Source organism: Stenotrophomonas sp. YJH_SMC_80 (assembly GCF_059372495.1).
Window position 1 is genome coordinate 17269 of the sequence record NZ_JCAFVP010000025.1, and the last position, 14446, is coordinate 31714.

The following is a 14446-nucleotide window of genomic DNA, read 5'->3' on the forward strand; positions in this document are numbered from 1 at the left end:
GTCAGTGGCTGTCGGTCGCAGCGAAAATGGGCCGATGGTCCGGACGGGCCAGCAGCAGATGCGAGACGCCGATCGAACGTTCCAGGAAGCCACCCTCGCAATAGGCCAAGTAGAATTCCCACAGCCGGCAGAAGCGCGCGTCAAAGCCCTGCGCCTGCACTGCCGGCAGCTGGGCCAGGAAGCGTTGGCGCCAGGCGCGAAGGGTCAATGCGTAGGAGTGGCCGAAATCCTGCTGGGCGATCAGCTGCAGGTCGCTGGATCGGCTCTTGGCGGCCATGATCGCGTTGATCGATGGGATGAAGCTGCCCGGGAACACATAGCGCTTGATGTAATCGACGCTGCGCCGGGCCTGCTCGTAGCGGTGGTCCTCGATGGTGATGGCCTGCAGCAGGGCAACGCCATCAGGCTTGAGCAGGCGCTGCAGCGTGGCCATGTAGGTGTCCAGGTATTCGGCGCCGATTGCTTCGATCATCTCGATCGACACCAGCTTGTCGAACTGGCCCTGCAGGTCGCGGTAGTCCTGCATCAGCAGCGTGACCTGGTCCTGCAGGCCCGCCTCCCGTACGCGGCGGGCGGCCAGCGCATGCTGTTCTGCAGAGATGGTGGTGGTCGTGACATGGCAGCCGTAGTGCTGGGCGGCATGGACCGCGAAACCACCCCAGCCGGTGCCGATTTCCACCACGCGGTCGCCGGGTTTGAGCTGCAGCTGCTGGCAGATGCGGTCCAGCTTGCGCCGCGAGGCCGATTCCAGCGGTTCGGACTCACTGGCGAACAACGCCGACGAGTACATCAGGTCCGGCGACAGGAACAGGGCAAAGAAATCATTGCCCAGGTCATAGTGCGCGGCGATGTTGCGGCGGCTGCCCTCACGGCTGTTGCGGCGCAGGCGGTTCCAGCCCCGCAGCAGCCAGCCACCCACGCGGGCCGGGCCACGCTCCATGCCGTCCAGCAGGTCGCGATTGCGTACCAGCAGCCGGATCAGTGCCACCAGATCATCACAGTGCCATTCGCCCTGGATGTAGCTTTCACCTGCGCCCACACTGCCTTGCGCTGCAACCTTGCGATAGAACCCCGGGTCATCGATGGTAACGGTGACATGCAGTTCGCCACAGGCATCGCCCAGCCAGACCTCGCCCAATGCGTCACGTACGCACAGGCGACCGTCGCGCATGGGGGCAAGCTGGGCCAGCAGGCGGCGGCGCAGGAACGCATCCAGGGCGCCGGGGCGCGGCAGGGCGACCAGAGGGGTCATCGAGTTCATCGTGGTTTCTCGGCAAGAGCAGGGTGGTCGTGCACGGGGTTGCGTTTCATCCACAGCCGAAGTGCATGCCAGTGGATGGCGGCCACCACCTGGGTGGTCATCAGCGGATAGCAGGCCAGCACCCGGGCCAGCCCACGGCCGTTCAAGGCATGACGCTGCATGGCCTGGGTGGCATCAAACTGGCGCACCCCGTCGCGCCAGACCTGCATGTGTACGCGCAGGTCCTGGTCCGGGCGGTTGAAGCGCCAGTCGTAGCGGCAATCCATCGGCATGAACGGCGAGACATGGAAGTGCTTGTCGAACTGCCAACGCAATGACGCCCCTTCGTGGAGCGCCGTGGCAACCGGCAGCACATAGGCGTGCCGTTCCTTCCAGGGGGTATTTGTGATCTCTGCCACGATGCAGTCCAGCGTGCTGCCGTCGGCCTGGTAGCAGTAGTAGAAGCTGACCGGGTTGAAGACATGCCCGGCGAAGCGGAGGTGGGTGAGCAGGCGCACCGGACCGGCTGGCCGGTAGCCAAGCGTGCCTGCAGCGTGGTCGCGCACCGCATCGGCCAGCGGCCGGGCGGGATCACCGAAGTAGTCGCTGCGGCGGAACTCGGCCAGGTTGCGGCGATTGACCGACCACAACCAGCGCCCGGCGAACACCGTGTCGAGTTCATCCAGGTCGAGCAGCAGCTGCGCGATGGGGTAACGGAATGCATGCGGATGCGGATGATGCCGGCGATGCATCACCTGCCCGATGTAGAGCGCGCTGGCACTCATGCCGCCACCTCATCCGAGGCGGATACGTTCCGATGTGGAGCGCAGGCCTGCAGGGCATCGACCACGTGGCGGGCACTGCGGATGCCATCCTCGTGGAATCCCCAGCCCCAATAGGCGCCTGCAAACCATGTGTGGCGGCGGCCCTGCAGTTCCGCCCAGCGCTGCTGTGCGCGCACTGCAGCGTGGTCGTGTACCGGGTGCGCGTAATGCAGGGTCCGCAGCACCTTGGCCGGATCGATTGCCTCGCTGCGGTTGAGGGTCACTACCAGGGGGATGTCGCCCGGCAGGCCCTGCAGCAGGTTCATGCAGTAGCTGACCGTGCAGGGCGCCGCGCGATCCTGTGGTACGTGCGCGTTCCAGGCCGCCCACGCCTTGCGGTTGCGCGGCAGCAACGATGCATCGGTATGCAGCACCGCCTCGTTGGACTGATAGCGGATGGCGCCGAGGACCTCACGCTCGATGGCATCTGCGTCGGCAAGCAACGCCAGTGCCTGGTCGCTGTGGCAGGCCAGGATCACTTCGTCGAAGGCCTCCACGCCGGCGCTGCTGTGCACGCGTGCACCCCAGGGCATGCGCTCGACCCTGCTGACCGGGCATTGCAGCCGCTCATGCACGCGCCAGCGGCGACGCAGCGCATCCACGTAGCGCGTCGATCCCCCGCTGACCACCCGCCAGCTTGGCCGCCCGGTCATCTGCAGCATCTGGTGGTTGGCCATGAACTGGGCCAGGTAGCGCGCCGGGAACGCCTGCACGGTGGCCGTCGGCGAGGACCACAGCGCCGAGGCCATCGGCAGCAGGTGCTCGTCGATGAACGCCTCGCCATAGCGCTGGCTGCGCAGGTACTCGCCGAGCGTGGGACCGTCTTCTTCGGCCAGCAGCAACGGCGCGTCGCGATAGAACCGGCGCAGATCGGCCAGCATGCCCCAGAAGCGCGGCGATACCAGGTTGCGGCGCTGGCAGAACAGCCCATCCAGCGAGGTGGCGTTGTACTCCACGCCGCTGCGCTCACTGTGCATGGAGAAACTCATCGTGGTCGGTTGCGAGGCCACGCCCAACTCGTCGAACAGCGCCGACAGCAAGGGATAGTGCTGGGGGTTGAAGACGATGAAACCGGTATCCACCGCCATGCCTCGGCCCGCCACCTGCACGTCGTGGGTATGGGTGTGGCCGCCGAGGTAATCGTTGGCCTCGAACAGCGTGACGTCGTGCTGGCCATCCAGCCACCAGGCACTGGCCAGCCCCGCGATACCCGAGCCGATGACCGCGATGCGCATCTCAGTACCTCGCCTTGGCCAGAACCCACTCGGGGATGGGCTTGAGCCCTTTGACCAGGCCCAGCGCCGCCATCGCGCGCAGCCCGTACCAGGTCAGGTCCACTTCCCACCAGCGGAAGCCCTGGCGCACGGTGCCGGGGAAAAAGTGATGGTTGTTGTGCCAGCCCTCACCGAAGGTGAGCAGCGCCAGCCACAGGTTGTTGCGGCTGTCGTCGCGGGTCTCGAAGCGGCGGCGGCCGAAACGGTGGGCCAGCGAATTGATGGTGACGGTGGCGTGGAACAGCACGATGGTGGAGATGAAGAAGCCCCACACCAGCAATTGCGGGCCCGTGGTGTGCAGGCCGGGCGCCCAGCGTTCCAGTGCTGCACCCAATGCATACAGTCCGATGGCCAGCAGCACGGGAATGGCGGTATCGAAACGGTCGAGCCAGCGCAGTTCGGGGAAGCGCGCCAGGTCAGGTACCCGCGACAGATCGGTGGCGAATGCCTCGCGGGTGAGGAACCAGCCCATGTGGCTGCGCCAGAAGCCGCCTTCGCGAGGCGAATGCGGGTCCAGCGGCTGGTCGGCATGTCGATGGTGGTGGCGATGATGGGCGGCCCACCACAGCGGACCGCGCTGCACGCTGGACGCGCCGATGACCGCGAACACGAACTGCACCGGACGCGATGCCTGGAAGGTGCGGTGCGAGAAGTAGCGGTGATAGAACGCCGTGATGGCGAACATGCGCACGGCGTAGAGCGCCGTGGCCGCGACGACCGCCGTCCATGACACGCCCACCCAGATCACCGCGATGCAGGCCAGGTGCATCAGTGCAAAGGGTACCGCGCGCACCCAGTCGATGCGTCCTGGCTGTTCGCCGGTGGTCTCTGTGGCGTTGCTGGTATCCACCCACCGCTGCAACGTACGCAGCAGGCGCCAGCGTCGACGGGGGAGGGGCGCTACAGAGGCCATGGCGGATCTCGGCGGGTGTCGTGTCTTCCTTTACGCAGCAGGGTGCGCAATGGATGCGCCACTTCGAACTGAATTTCGCTTCACCTGGGCGTCACGGCGCAACGCTCGGCCAGGGGCTGCGCCCACGCCTGTTGCCAGTCACCTGCCGGTCGCTCGGCAGCTGGCGAGCGGAAGCGCACCGTCACCTGCGGATACGTGCCGCGCGCATCGCGCAGGTTGCTGGTGCCGCGGAACTCCAGCAGACGACGGTCGGCCGTGGCGTAGACCAGGGCCAGGCGCGGCGCGATGCCGCCGTACCAGGTGTCCAGGCTGACCTCGATGGCCTGGGCGTCGATGCCCTGCCAGCGTGCCGGGCCGATGCGCCGCACCTGCACCGGGAAGTAGCGCTGGCGTGCAGGCACCAGGAACGGCAGTGTGATGCGCTCGCCGCGCAGCAGCGCCGGCCAGTGCAGGCGTACTGCGGCATCAAACCCCGCATCGATCACCGCGTCCGCCGGCTGTTCAAGCCGGCGCCTGCGCAGCTCACTGCCGGCATCCTCCTTCCATGCAATCGACACCGAGTCGCCAGCGGCGTCGACCTCGGCGGTCTGGCCACTGCGGCGGTCCTCCAGCGAATAGCCCCGTGCCTGTGGGCGGGCGCTGGCGGGCAGATGCTTGCGGGCGAAGGGTTGGCCATCCGGGCACTGGTACAGCACCCAGCGCTCGGCGCCCTCCGTTGCCTCGCGTCGCCAGTGCACTTCACGGTAGAGGAGGTCGCCCTGCGCGGAGGTGGCCACGCCCTCGCTCCGCAACCAGGGTGCCGCCAGCGCGGCTTGGGGCAGGCACAGCAGCAGCCAGGCAGTGCGCATGGGTCTTCATCCGGAAGAGGAGGGCCCAGGTCATACGGCGGGGGCGGCCGGTTGGATGCGTCGTGCCGTCTGCATCCAATTGCTGCCCCTGCGCGTACAGAGGACAGACCTTCACCCGCCCGCCGCGAACCCAGATGTACCCTGACGCCGCCAGCACACTCCTCAACTTCGATAGCGCACGCACCGTGTCCAGTTCCCAGCAGCCGAGCAGCGAGCCGACGAACTGGGCCGGTGACATGGACGGCGTGGCGCGCCTGCGCGACCGCGACTGTTTCATGCGGATCTATGACTACTTCATGCCGCGGCTGTGCGTGTACCTGCGCGGCCTGGGTGCACCCGACGGCGTCACCGAGGAACTGGCCCAGGAATGCCTGCTGCGCCTGTGGCTGCGGGCCGCCGACTACGATGCAGCCCAAGGCGCCCTCAGTACGTGGCTGTACCGGATTGCGCGAAACCTGCATATCGATCGCATCCGTCGCGAGCGCAGCTGGATGCAGGTGCAGGCAGCGGTGGAGGACGCTGCCACACTGGATGTGATCGAGCGCAGCAGTGCCGAGCAGTTCGCCGACCAGGCACGTCTGCGTCAGCGCATCAACGAACTGCCCGCGGTACAGGCGCGGCTGGTGCGGATGTCCTATTTCGAGGCCAAGAGCCACAGCGAGATCGCAGAGGCGCTGGGCATGCCGCTGGGAACGGTCAAATCGCACCTGCGCCGCGCCTTTCTGCAGCTTCAGGCCAAAGTGGGAGGTGCGCTGTGAACCCGCACCACCATCTGCACGAATCGACCCTGATGAGCTATGCCGCCGGCGCGCTGCCGGCGCCGTTGAGCATCGTCGCCGGTGCCCATCTGGAGCAGTGCCCGCATTGCCGACAGCGCCTGCGCGACGCCGAAGCGATCGGCTCGGTGCTGCTGGAGCAGACCCAGCCACCTGCAGCGGAGACGCGACGCGAACAACTGCGCGAGGCGATGCTGATGCAGCTGGCCGCGGAAGCGCCGGTGCCCATGGCTGGGGTCGCACGCCCCGTGCCGAAGGAGCGCCCTGAGGCCAATCCGGACCATCTGCCTGCATCGCTGCATCCGTACTTCGGCGCCTCGCTCAGCGACCTGCGCTGGCGCTGGATGGCGCCGGGCGTGCACTGCATCCGTGCAGAGCAGATGCCTTCGCTGATCATGCTGAAGATCGCCCCGGGCAAATGCCTGCCCATGCACAGCCATGGCCGCAGCGAACTGACCCAGATCCTGCGGGGTTCGTACAATGATGCGCTGGGGTTGTTCGCACCGGGTGACGTGGCAGATCTGGACGAAGACGTGGAGCATCAACCGGTGACCGCGCCCGGTGTCCCCTGCATCTGCGTGTCAGCGCTGGATGCGCCGCTGGTGTTCAGTGGCTGGCTGGCGCGGAAGATCCAGCGTTTCGTGAAACTCTAGCGGGGATGACGATGGCCGGGACGGGCGCATTACGGATTCTGTTGACCGGTGCCGCAGGCCTGGTCGGGCAGGGTGTGGCGCTGGCCTGCCAACGCTCACCGCAGGTGTCCGGCCTGACAGCGCTGGTCCGCCATCCAAGAAGTCTGAGCGGCGCCGGCAGCGAACTGATCGTTCCGGACTTCCTGCGTATCCAGGACCGGTCGGATGAACTGGCCGGGTTCGATGCCTGCTTCTACTGTGCCGGGGCGCCACCGGTCGGCACGGCAGAGGCCGAGTACCGACGCGTGACCCTGGACACCACTCTGGCGGTGGCCCGTGCCTGGGCGGCTGCGAATCCCGAAGGGTGCTTTCTGTATGTATCCGGTGCCGGCGCGGACCCTCGGAGCCGGCTGATGCCGTTGAGGATCAAGGGCGAGACCGAGGTCGCATTGCACGGCCTGCCGGTGCGCACCGTGATGCTGCGCCCGGGCGGTGTCAGGCCGGTCCCGGGCACCGGCACCCGTCATGCCCTGTTGAAGCCCCTGTACTGGGGCGGTGCGCCGTTGATGAAGCTGGCCAGCGCGATTGCGCCATCGCTGATGACCAGCAATCTGGCTCTCGGTCAGGCGATGATTGGACTGGCCGGCAGGGAGCATCCGCCGGCCACGGTGGAGTGCGCGGACATCAACCGGATCGCCGCTGGCCTAGGCGATCCGGCCTCCTGAGCTCAGTGCGGCGCGGCCTCCAGCGCAGTGCGTACGGCCAGCGCCAAGTCACTTCGCGTAAACGGCTTCGGCAGCAGGGCAACCGCGCGTCCCTGAGGGTTGGCAGGGAATCGTTACGAACACGGCCAGATCTTCGCTAACCGGTTGATGGATCGCTGAATTCTACCCTCGGCCGCGCTTCCAGACTCGGCCCTTCCCCAGGGAGCTGTGGCACCATTCAATCATGGCCACCGCGTACTACTTCTTGGACACCGAGTGGGCCGATGTAACGGGCAGCGAGCTGGTGAGTCTGGCGCTGGTGAGCGAAGGTGGAGACCGCCTTTTCTACGCTGAGCGAGCCAGCCTGCCCGAGGCTCCCACCGACTTCGTTCGTCAAAGCGTCTACCCGCTGCTAGACCGCGGCGACGCAGCCCTGCCTGATGCCGCCCTGACGACCGAGCTGCGCGCCTTCCTCAGCGAGGTCGACGCGCCGGCAGTGATGGCGGATTTCCAGAACGATCTCCAGCTGCTGCGGTACGCCCTGGATGGGTTTGAGTTACCCGATGACCAGGTTGCCGCGTGCGGGCCCCGGCCGGCCCCGGTCATGACACGCATGTCCAAGGAAGGCCTTCCGGGATTGCTGGTGGAAGATTGGTTCGCGGCCCATCCGGAACATAGGGCCAGGCGCCACCATGCCTTGGTGGATGCGCAGGCCTTGCGGATGGCTTGGCTGGTGGCGACCGACCGCATTCCTGCTCCGGCGTGGGCCCACTCCTACCGTCGCGCCCGGGGATAGCGGCATGGCGTCCATCCCCGGTATGCTTGCCCCATGAACCGCCTGAGCCAGCTCGACCCTCGAATACCGGCGTGATCGCATCGATCGATCACGCCCCTGTTGCTCATGTTGGTCAGAGCGCCGGCCTTATACCCCGGTGAGAGCACGCGCCAGATAAGCGCGTACACGTCGGTTCGATTCCGACCAGGGGCACCACCGTCAACGACGGAAGAATGCTTCTACTTGCGCGCCATGGCAGCGCTTGTACTTGCTGCCGCTGCCACACAGGCACGGCGTATGTTCGCGCAGTCCCGCACCGAGTGACTGACCCAGAAAGTCCCTGGCCTGCAGAAGAGGCTGGATTTCATTGGCCGGAACGCTCACCTCGCCATACTGGGATGATCGCTCGCCGCGGTTCATCACCTGGACAATCGCTTCGGACATCTGGATGAAGTGCTTGATCAGCAGGTCATCGCGTAATGGCATGCGGACATTGTCGATGGCCAGGCCCTCGTAGCGTCTTCGCGGATCCGGCACGAAAAGAATGCGTGTCTCACCTTCAGGCTTTGGCGTGATGTCGACCAGTTCTCCGGCTGGACTGACCCACACCGCATGGAATTCTGCCTCAACCAGCACGTGCGGCCATTCCCACAGCTGCCACCCGCACCGCATCTGACCACCGTCGCGCGCGACCTTGGCCTGCACGTTGGGAAAGCACTCGTGCACGATCGCGTCGGCTTCCGGCTGTACATCAAGATAGACCGGCTCTGCGCCGCGCACGACGGATTCGGTCAAGCGCCGCACGGCACGGGTGATTTCCGGGGGTGTGGTGGTGACTACGCTCATGCCAAAGCTCCTTGTGATCGTTGCGCCGGGTGTTCTCTTCGCAGGCTATGGCGCCGGCGTCTCTTCCGATGAGATCCGCTTGGCGCCTTTGCCGCCGGCACTGGCCGGCTGTAGCTGGGCCAACAGCGGCTCCAAGGTGCTCAGGCGCACGGTGGCGCGCAGCGTTTCCGCCTCGGCCTGCTCGCGTCGTTCGCGCTCCTGGGCCAGCTCGGTTCTGGCTTGTGCGAGGTCTTGCCGAGCGGTGTCCAAACTCTGAGCGTCTTGGCCCCAGCGCACCTGCAGCGCCTGGTGTTCGGCCGCCGTCAGGCGCAGCGTATCGAGCTCGCCCTGTTGCGTCTGGATGGTCTGGCGCAGCTGCGCCACCTCCTTTTCCAGTCGAGTGTGACGCTCCAGCCACTGGCCGTTTTCCCGGTTGAGCTGCACCAGATCATGGTTCTTGGCGGTCAACGCCTCGTTGGCCTGGCGCAAGCCGACCTGTAGTTCCTGCACCTGGTGCTCGTGCCGGCGTTGCTCCTGCTCTCGCTGGTCTTTGACCGATGTGCGGTAGTGCTCAAGGGCTTCCCTGGCATGCTCGTGCTTCTGCTCCAGGGAACGGGCGTGGCTTTCGTGCTCTGCCAGCCGCGCCGTGAGGCCCGCAACGCGTTCCTGCAGTTGTGCCAGCTCGGTGGTTCGGCTCGCCACCTCGCCCCTGGCGGCTTCGCTCGCCTCGCGTTCTGTCTGCAGAGCTGTCTCGGTGCGCTGAAGCTGCGCGCTGAGGTTCCCGGCCTCTTGCTGGGCCTGTTCCAAGGCTTGGGTGCGCTTGTGCAGCTCGGCCTGGAACCGTTCCTGTGCCTGCGCGACCATCGTTTCGGCCTCGCCATGCAGCCGTTCGGCCAGACGACTGACCAAGTCCTGCAGGGCGTCGCTGACGGCAATCTTGGCGCCCACGCCTTGCCCGTCCTCCTCTTCCAGCTCCTTCAGGTAGCGGTGGATGGTGGTTTTGGACCCGGTATTGCCCAGTGCCACGCGTACCGCGTCCACCGAGGGGTTCCTGCCTTCGGCCCGAAGACTGTCTCGGGCCCGTTGCACATCGCTTTTGTACAAGCCGGAACGAGCCATTCGTCCTCTCCCGTGTATTTCGTAATGTATTACATACCATGTAATTACGTACTATTCAACGGTCCGACAGATTGAATCGGCGGTCTTATCGCACGCGGGATAATATTGAATTATCCCGCGTAAGGCCGATTCATGCCCTTCCCAGCGCCCCAAATAGTACGAAACCGCCCAAGGCCGGCGATCGCTGGGTAGTCTGGCCCAGAGCGGAAAGGAGGCCAGCCAGGGTGCGGCCAGGCTCCGCCACCGAGCCCGTTGGTCATCAAAGGACTGTGCATGCCGATCGAACGTATCGTCATCGAAAACTTCAAGTCGTTTCGGCATCTGGACCTGCCGCTCAACGCCCACATGAACCTGGTGGTGGGCGACAACGAGGTCGGCAAGTCCACCCTGCTGGAGGCCATCCACGCGGTGGTCACCGGGCAGTTGCATGGGCGCAATCTTGCCTACGAGCTAACGCCTCACCTGTTTCACCAGCCCACAGTGCGGGAGTACTTGGCGACGCTTGCTGCAGGGACGCCGGCATCGCCGCCGCGGATCTCCCTCGAAGCCTATCTGGGCGGCGACGCCGCACTGGCCTCGTTGCGCGGCACCAACAACTCGCTGCGCCAAGACACCGCCGGCATCCGGTTGCTGGTTGAGCCGGGCCGCCCGCTTCTCCGGGTAACGAGCGGTCGAGCGCGGAGACGATGCCGGTGGTGAGCGTCCAGTCCAGGCCGAAGGGGTTGCCGATAGCGAACACCTTCTGACCCACCTTGAGGTCGGCACTGGTGCCGACCGGCACGGCCGGCGGGCGCTTGAAACCGACGCCGATCTTGAGCACAGCGATGTCGTGCGCGGGGCTCGTCCCCACCAGTGCGGCCTGGTAGTCGCGGCCGTCGGCCAGTTTGACGGTGGCTTCGGACGCGCCCTGGATGACGTGGAAGTTAGTGACGACGTGGCCGGCGTCGTCCCAGATGAAGCCCGAGCCAGTGCCGCGCGGCACGGAGAAGACGTTGCGCGTCCAGACATCGCGTACCAATTGTGCGGTAGTGATGTAGACCACCGAGGCGCGCGATTTCTCGAACAGTTCGATGGTGGCTTTCTCGTCCGCCGCCAGATCGCCACGCGCCGTCACGGTGCGTTCTGCCGCCTCGCGCGGACTGAACCAGGCCTCGATGGCGGGCAGAAACTGCCACAGCAGCATGAGCGCGGCAATGCAGGCGGTGATGAAGAGCCAGCGACGGATAAAGTGGTCCTGTGGCGGGCGCGCGTACGGGTGGGGGTAGCCCATGAAAAGTCTCCTGTTGAAGGCAATCAGCGCCACAGTCCACTCGGGCGCCAGCGCGGGGGGCGCAGCGTCACAGCGGATTCCGGCAAGAAATGGATCTCGTGAAACGGCAACGCTGATGCTGGCCTGGGCGCCAACGCCAGCAGGCGTGAGATGCGATCTTGCGTTGCCGCATGGGTGCGCAACCAGGAAGGCTCGGGATTGTCCCATCCCGGCCGCAGCCAGGCACGCCAGGAGCGGCTGACCTGCTCGATCTTCGCCAGCGCGGACGCCAGCCCGTGCGGGTCGCCGGTCAGTTCCGCCGCCAGGCGGTCAGCATCGAACTCACGCACTCGAGACAGGCCGAGCTGTGCGAGCAGGGCCAGCTGGGGCGAGGCGATCAGCAGAAGCAGTCCAGGCCAATTGACCGCCACCGCGCCGGCCAGCAGTGCGGGCAAGCTGAACACAATAGCGATCTGTCCGACCATCGCCAGCAGGCTCGTGAGGCGACTGACGGAATCCGCCAGCCCCATGACGCGCAGATCCTCATTGGCGATGTGCGCGACTTCATGCGCGAGCACACCCGCCAGCTCGCGTGGGCTCAGGCTGCGCAGCAGGCCATCGGTGAGGGCGATTGATGCCTCCTGCTTCGATCCGGTGGCGAAGGCGTTGACGACGGCACTGGGCACGTAGTGCGGCACCGGCGTGGCGGGCAAACCGGCACGGGCGGACAGCTCGCGCAACAGGGTCGACATCTCGTGGGCTTCTTGCGGGTGCAAGGTCCGTACGCGGTACAGGCGCAAGCTCAGCGCCGACGCGGCTACCGGTTCCAGCAGCAACGCACCTGCAACGGCAAACAGCGCGAGCCACAGGCCGCCTTCCCCAAACGGCAGTCTCCTTGCTGCGGCTGCGATCCCGACCAGGGTCAGGACCAACAGCCCGGTCTGCAGGCGGTTGAGCCAGCGGTGTTGCAACTACGCCGCGCGCGGGTCACTGGGATGATGACGGGTCATGCTCAGAGGTCTCGGCGGCGCGGTCGCCGCGCTCGCGCAGCAGCCAGTAGGTCGCACCCAGAGCCAGCGTGGCGCCTGCCAGCGCGGCTATCTTTGCGGGGCTCGCCTCGGGGTCAAGGATCACGAACTTGCGCGCCAGCGCGATCAGACCGATGAGGATCACGGTCTTGACCTGGATGATGCTGTCCCGACGCAGCGCCACGCGCACAATGGAATGCTTGAACTCCATCGCGATCAAGAGCGTCATGATCATGCCGAACACACTCTGGAATACCTTGTGATCCAGGGGATTGAAGGCATCGAGGACCAGCAGCGTGAAGACGATGGCGATGAGCTGGAACAGCGACACCACGATGATGACGGCAATTACCGCCGACAGAACGAGGGCGACGACCTGCTCGAAGCGATCGTATAAACTCATGATGGCCCATTGGTCACGGAAGACCTGAAATGGATTGCGGCCTGTTGACTTCATGCAGATGGACTCCCTGCGACATTGCCGCTGTCGAGACGGCGGCGCATCGCACTGATGTTTCGTTCGACGAGCTCGGCCGACATGCCAAGCGACGACATCACCTGTTCCGCCAGCCCAAGGGCCGCGGCAAAGGATTGCTGGTGTACATGCACGTTGGGCATGGCGCGAAGTGCATCGGCCGCGGTCGTACTTCTGCATGACACCCACAAGGTCAGCGCCGGACGGCGCTCGGCAATCGCCTGGGCGATGCGCAGCACTTGCTGGGCATGGTCGAACGTGAGCACCACCAGACGCGCTTGCGCCAACCCGGCAGCCAGCAAGGTATCGGGGCGACTGGCATCGCCATGGAACACCGGCGCGCCGGCGGCACGTGCGGCCTCGACCTTCTGCTCGTCTGCTTCCAGCAGCAGATGCGCCACGCCCGCGTGTCGAAGAATTTCGCTGACTGTCAGGCCAAGCTCGCCCGCGCCGCAAACGATGACATGGTCTCGATATCGCGCTGCCTGCGCGGCGATCTCGACATCTTCAGCCTGGGGTGGCTGAACGACGCCGCCGGTGCGGCTCAAGAACCGGGCAAGCACATCGTGATGGCGGATCAGCAGCGGTGCCAGGGCCATGCTGAGCACCAGCGCGACCAGCATGGGTTGTACGACGGTCGCGGGAATCAGATGCTGCTGCAAGACCATGCCCAACAACAGCAGGGCGAACTCGCCGCCATGCCCCAACGCTATGCCCGTGCGCCAGGCATCGAGGGCGGACAGGCGCGTCGCCCGCAAGGCCAGGGTGTTGAGCCCGATCTTGACCGGTACCAGCACTGCCAGCCACGCGAACACCGCCAGTGGTGCCGAAAGAATCTGCGCTCCGTCCAACTGCAGGCCGATGGTCACGAAGAACACCCCCGACAACACATCGCGAAACGGTTTGAGGTGGCTTTCCATGTGGTGACGGAAGTCGCTCTCGCCCAGCACCATGCCGGCCAAAAACGCACCCAGGGCGGCGGATACGCCGATCGCGTGTGCAGCAGCGGCGGCAGCCACCACCACGCACAAGGAGACGAGCACGAACGATTCCTCGTGGCCCTGCCGCGCCACCCAGCCCAGCAGGCCATGCAACAGACGGCGTGAGGCGAGGGCCGCTGCCGCGAACAACACCAGCACGCCCAGCACTTCGAGCAGCACGCTCTCGATCTTCGGCGACTCGCCGCGCGCCCAGATCGCCAGCAGAGCCAGCAGCGGCACGCTGGCCAGGTCCTGGAAGACCAGCACGGCGATGGCGCTGCGGCCGTGGCGGGTGGTGAGCTCGCCTTGGTCGGCCAGCTGTCGGCTGACCAGCGCCGTGGACGACATGGCCGCTGCGGCGCCGAGCAGTGCAGCGCTCTGGGCTGGCTGACCCAACCCGATCAGCACCAGGGTCAGTGGCGCAGCCACAACGACCATCTGCAAACTGCCAGCCACCAGTACGGTCTTGCGAGTGAGCCAAAAGTGCCCGAGGGAGAATTCCAGCCCAACCATGAACAGCAGCAGGGCCACGCCCAGCTCGGACAGAAAATCAAGCGCTTCTCCCGGCGCGACTACACCGCTGACCGACGGGCCCAGCAAGGCGCCGACGGCGAGGTAACCCAGCAAGGCGGGTACTCTGAACGCCGCCGTCGCCACCGCCGCGAGGCTGCATGCCGCCAGCAGGATCAGGGTGGCGCCGAGCAAGTCCTGCATCGGTCAACGCCCCACCTGTGCAGATGCCCAGCGCACGATGTCCTGCGCGCCCAAGGCGCCGGCCTGACGC

General features: G+C 66.0%; 15 protein-coding genes, 1 tRNA gene and 1 pseudogene. 6 read left to right on the forward strand and 11 right to left on the reverse strand.

The features are described 5' to 3' along the window. Nucleotide 1 precedes the first annotated feature (1 nt). The 5 genes from AC5P99_RS20960 to AC5P99_RS20980 form a co-directional block, all read right to left on the reverse strand. The gene (locus AC5P99_RS20960; RefSeq protein ID WP_088436966.1) at nucleotides 2–1261 is read right to left on the reverse strand and encodes an SAM-dependent methyltransferase; all 1260 of its coding nucleotides are present in this window, start codon (nucleotides 1259–1261) and stop codon (nucleotides 2–4) included. Then, entirely contained in the window at nucleotides 1258–2025 is a 768-nt protein-coding gene (locus AC5P99_RS20965) for a DUF1365 domain-containing protein (RefSeq protein ID WP_024957376.1), read from the reverse strand. The genes AC5P99_RS20960 and AC5P99_RS20965 overlap by 4 nt, the downstream gene beginning before the upstream one ends. Beyond that, nucleotides 2022–3299, reverse strand: coding sequence for an NAD(P)/FAD-dependent oxidoreductase (locus AC5P99_RS20970; RefSeq protein WP_099479657.1), 1278 nt, complete (start codon nucleotides 3297–3299; stop codon nucleotides 2022–2024). The genes AC5P99_RS20965 and AC5P99_RS20970 overlap by 4 nt, the downstream gene beginning before the upstream one ends. 1 nt (nucleotide 3300) lies before the next feature. After that, nucleotides 3301–4251: an acyl-CoA desaturase gene (locus AC5P99_RS20975; RefSeq protein WP_149501012.1), complete on the reverse strand. Its 951-nt coding sequence runs from the start codon at nucleotides 4249–4251 to the stop codon at nucleotides 3301–3303. Between the two features lie 80 nt (nucleotides 4252–4331). After that, nucleotides 4332–5099: a hypothetical protein gene (locus AC5P99_RS20980; RefSeq protein ID WP_495213525.1), complete on the reverse strand. Its 768-nt coding sequence runs from the start codon at nucleotides 5097–5099 to the stop codon at nucleotides 4332–4334. 134 nt (nucleotides 5100–5233) lie between these two features. Here AC5P99_RS20980 and AC5P99_RS20985 point away from each other — a divergent pair, with 134 nt between their 5' ends. The 5 genes from AC5P99_RS20985 (at nucleotide 5234) to AC5P99_RS21005 (ending at nucleotide 8202) form a co-directional block, all read left to right on the forward strand. After that, nucleotides 5234–5857 carry a sigma-70 family RNA polymerase sigma factor gene (locus AC5P99_RS20985; protein WP_012480160.1) on the forward strand — a complete coding sequence of 208 codons (624 nt, stop codon included), beginning with the start codon at nucleotides 5234–5236 and terminating at the stop codon, nucleotides 5855–5857. Continuing rightward, entirely contained in the window at nucleotides 5854–6528 is a 675-nt protein-coding gene (locus AC5P99_RS20990) for a ChrR family anti-sigma-E factor (protein ID WP_005409630.1), read from the forward strand. The genes AC5P99_RS20985 and AC5P99_RS20990 overlap by 4 nt, the downstream gene beginning before the upstream one ends. A gap of 11 nt (nucleotides 6529–6539) precedes the next feature. Then, on the forward strand, nucleotides 6540–7232 hold the full coding sequence (locus AC5P99_RS20995) for a Rossmann-fold NAD(P)-binding domain-containing protein (RefSeq protein ID WP_495213526.1): 693 nt from the start codon (nucleotides 6540–6542) through the stop codon (nucleotides 7230–7232). 223 nt (nucleotides 7233–7455) lie between these two features. Beyond that, nucleotides 7456–8007 (forward strand): 3'-5' exoribonuclease, encoded by a 552-nt coding sequence (locus tag AC5P99_RS21000; RefSeq protein WP_043549779.1) that lies wholly within the window; start codon nucleotides 7456–7458, stop codon nucleotides 8005–8007. Nucleotides 8008–8099: 92 nt separating this feature from the next. Further along, a tRNA-Ile gene (locus AC5P99_RS21005) sits at nucleotides 8100–8202 on the forward strand. Between the two features lie 3 nt (nucleotides 8203–8205). Here the strand turns inward: AC5P99_RS21005 and AC5P99_RS21010 are convergent. Then, entirely contained in the window at nucleotides 8206–8832 is a 627-nt protein-coding gene (locus AC5P99_RS21010; RefSeq protein WP_052167764.1) for an SEC-C domain-containing protein, read from the reverse strand. A gap of 45 nt (nucleotides 8833–8877) precedes the next feature. Next, complete coding sequence (locus tag AC5P99_RS21015) at nucleotides 8878–9930, reverse strand: DNA-binding protein (protein ID WP_043549781.1); 1053 nt, start codon at nucleotides 9928–9930, stop codon at nucleotides 8878–8880. Between the two features lie 273 nt (nucleotides 9931–10203). Here AC5P99_RS21015 and AC5P99_RS21020 point away from each other — a divergent pair, with 273 nt between their 5' ends. Then, entirely contained in the window at nucleotides 10204–10629 is a 426-nt protein-coding gene (locus AC5P99_RS21020) for an AAA family ATPase (RefSeq protein ID WP_229297716.1), read from the forward strand. Here AC5P99_RS21020 and AC5P99_RS21025 read toward each other — a convergent pair. From AC5P99_RS21025 to kefB-GI, 4 genes and pseudogenes are all read right to left on the reverse strand, one after another. Next, nucleotides 10610–11200: pseudogene (locus AC5P99_RS21025) on the reverse strand (S1C family serine protease); the annotation flags it as partial. The gene AC5P99_RS21020 and the pseudogene AC5P99_RS21025 overlap by 20 nt on opposite strands. A gap of 23 nt (nucleotides 11201–11223) precedes the next feature. After that, nucleotides 11224–12111: a zinc metalloprotease HtpX gene (locus tag AC5P99_RS21030; RefSeq protein WP_425519438.1), complete on the reverse strand. Its 888-nt coding sequence runs from the start codon at nucleotides 12109–12111 to the stop codon at nucleotides 11224–11226. A 55-nt stretch (nucleotides 12112–12166) separates the two neighbouring features. Beyond that, on the reverse strand, nucleotides 12167–12664 hold the full coding sequence (gene psiE-GI / locus AC5P99_RS21035) for a heat resistance protein PsiE-GI (RefSeq protein ID WP_049433386.1): 498 nt from the start codon (nucleotides 12662–12664) through the stop codon (nucleotides 12167–12169). Further along, nucleotides 12661–14376, reverse strand: coding sequence for a heat resistance system K+/H+ antiporter KefB-GI (kefB-GI, locus tag AC5P99_RS21040; protein ID WP_099539962.1), 1716 nt, complete (start codon nucleotides 14374–14376; stop codon nucleotides 12661–12663). The genes psiE-GI and kefB-GI overlap by 4 nt, the downstream gene beginning before the upstream one ends. Between the last annotated feature and the right edge of the window lie 70 nt (nucleotides 14377–14446).

Coding starts and splice junctions, on each gene's coding strand:
- AC5P99_RS20960 (WP_088436966.1), bottom strand. CDS start 1,261: ATGAACTCGATGACCCCTCTGGTCGCCCTGCCGCGCCCCGGCGCCCTG.
- AC5P99_RS20965 (WP_024957376.1), bottom strand. CDS start 2,025: ATGAGTGCCAGCGCGCTCTACATCGGGCAGGTGATGCATCGCCGGCAT.
- AC5P99_RS20970 (WP_099479657.1), bottom strand. CDS start 3,299: ATGCGCATCGCGGTCATCGGCTCGGGTATCGCGGGGCTGGCCAGTGCC.
- AC5P99_RS20975 (WP_149501012.1), bottom strand. CDS start 4,251: ATGGCCTCTGTAGCGCCCCTCCCCCGTCGACGCTGGCGCCTGCTGCGT.
- AC5P99_RS20980 (WP_495213525.1), bottom strand. CDS start 5,099: ATGCGCACTGCCTGGCTGCTGCTGTGCCTGCCCCAAGCCGCGCTGGCG.
- AC5P99_RS20985 (WP_012480160.1), top strand. CDS start 5,234: ATGTACCCTGACGCCGCCAGCACACTCCTCAACTTCGATAGCGCACGC.
- AC5P99_RS20995 (WP_495213526.1), top strand. CDS start 6,540: ATGGCCGGGACGGGCGCATTACGGATTCTGTTGACCGGTGCCGCAGGC.
- AC5P99_RS21000 (WP_043549779.1), top strand. CDS start 7,456: ATGGCCACCGCGTACTACTTCTTGGACACCGAGTGGGCCGATGTAACG.
- AC5P99_RS21010 (WP_052167764.1), bottom strand. CDS start 8,832: ATGAGCGTAGTCACCACCACACCCCCGGAAATCACCCGTGCCGTGCGG.
- AC5P99_RS21015 (WP_043549781.1), bottom strand. CDS start 9,930: ATGGCTCGTTCCGGCTTGTACAAAAGCGATGTGCAACGGGCCCGAGAC.
- AC5P99_RS21020 (WP_229297716.1), top strand. CDS start 10,204: ATGCCGATCGAACGTATCGTCATCGAAAACTTCAAGTCGTTTCGGCAT.
- psiE-GI (WP_049433386.1), bottom strand. CDS start 12,664: ATGAAGTCAACAGGCCGCAATCCATTTCAGGTCTTCCGTGACCAATGG.
- kefB-GI (WP_099539962.1), bottom strand. CDS start 14,376: ATGCAGGACTTGCTCGGCGCCACCCTGATCCTGCTGGCGGCATGCAGC.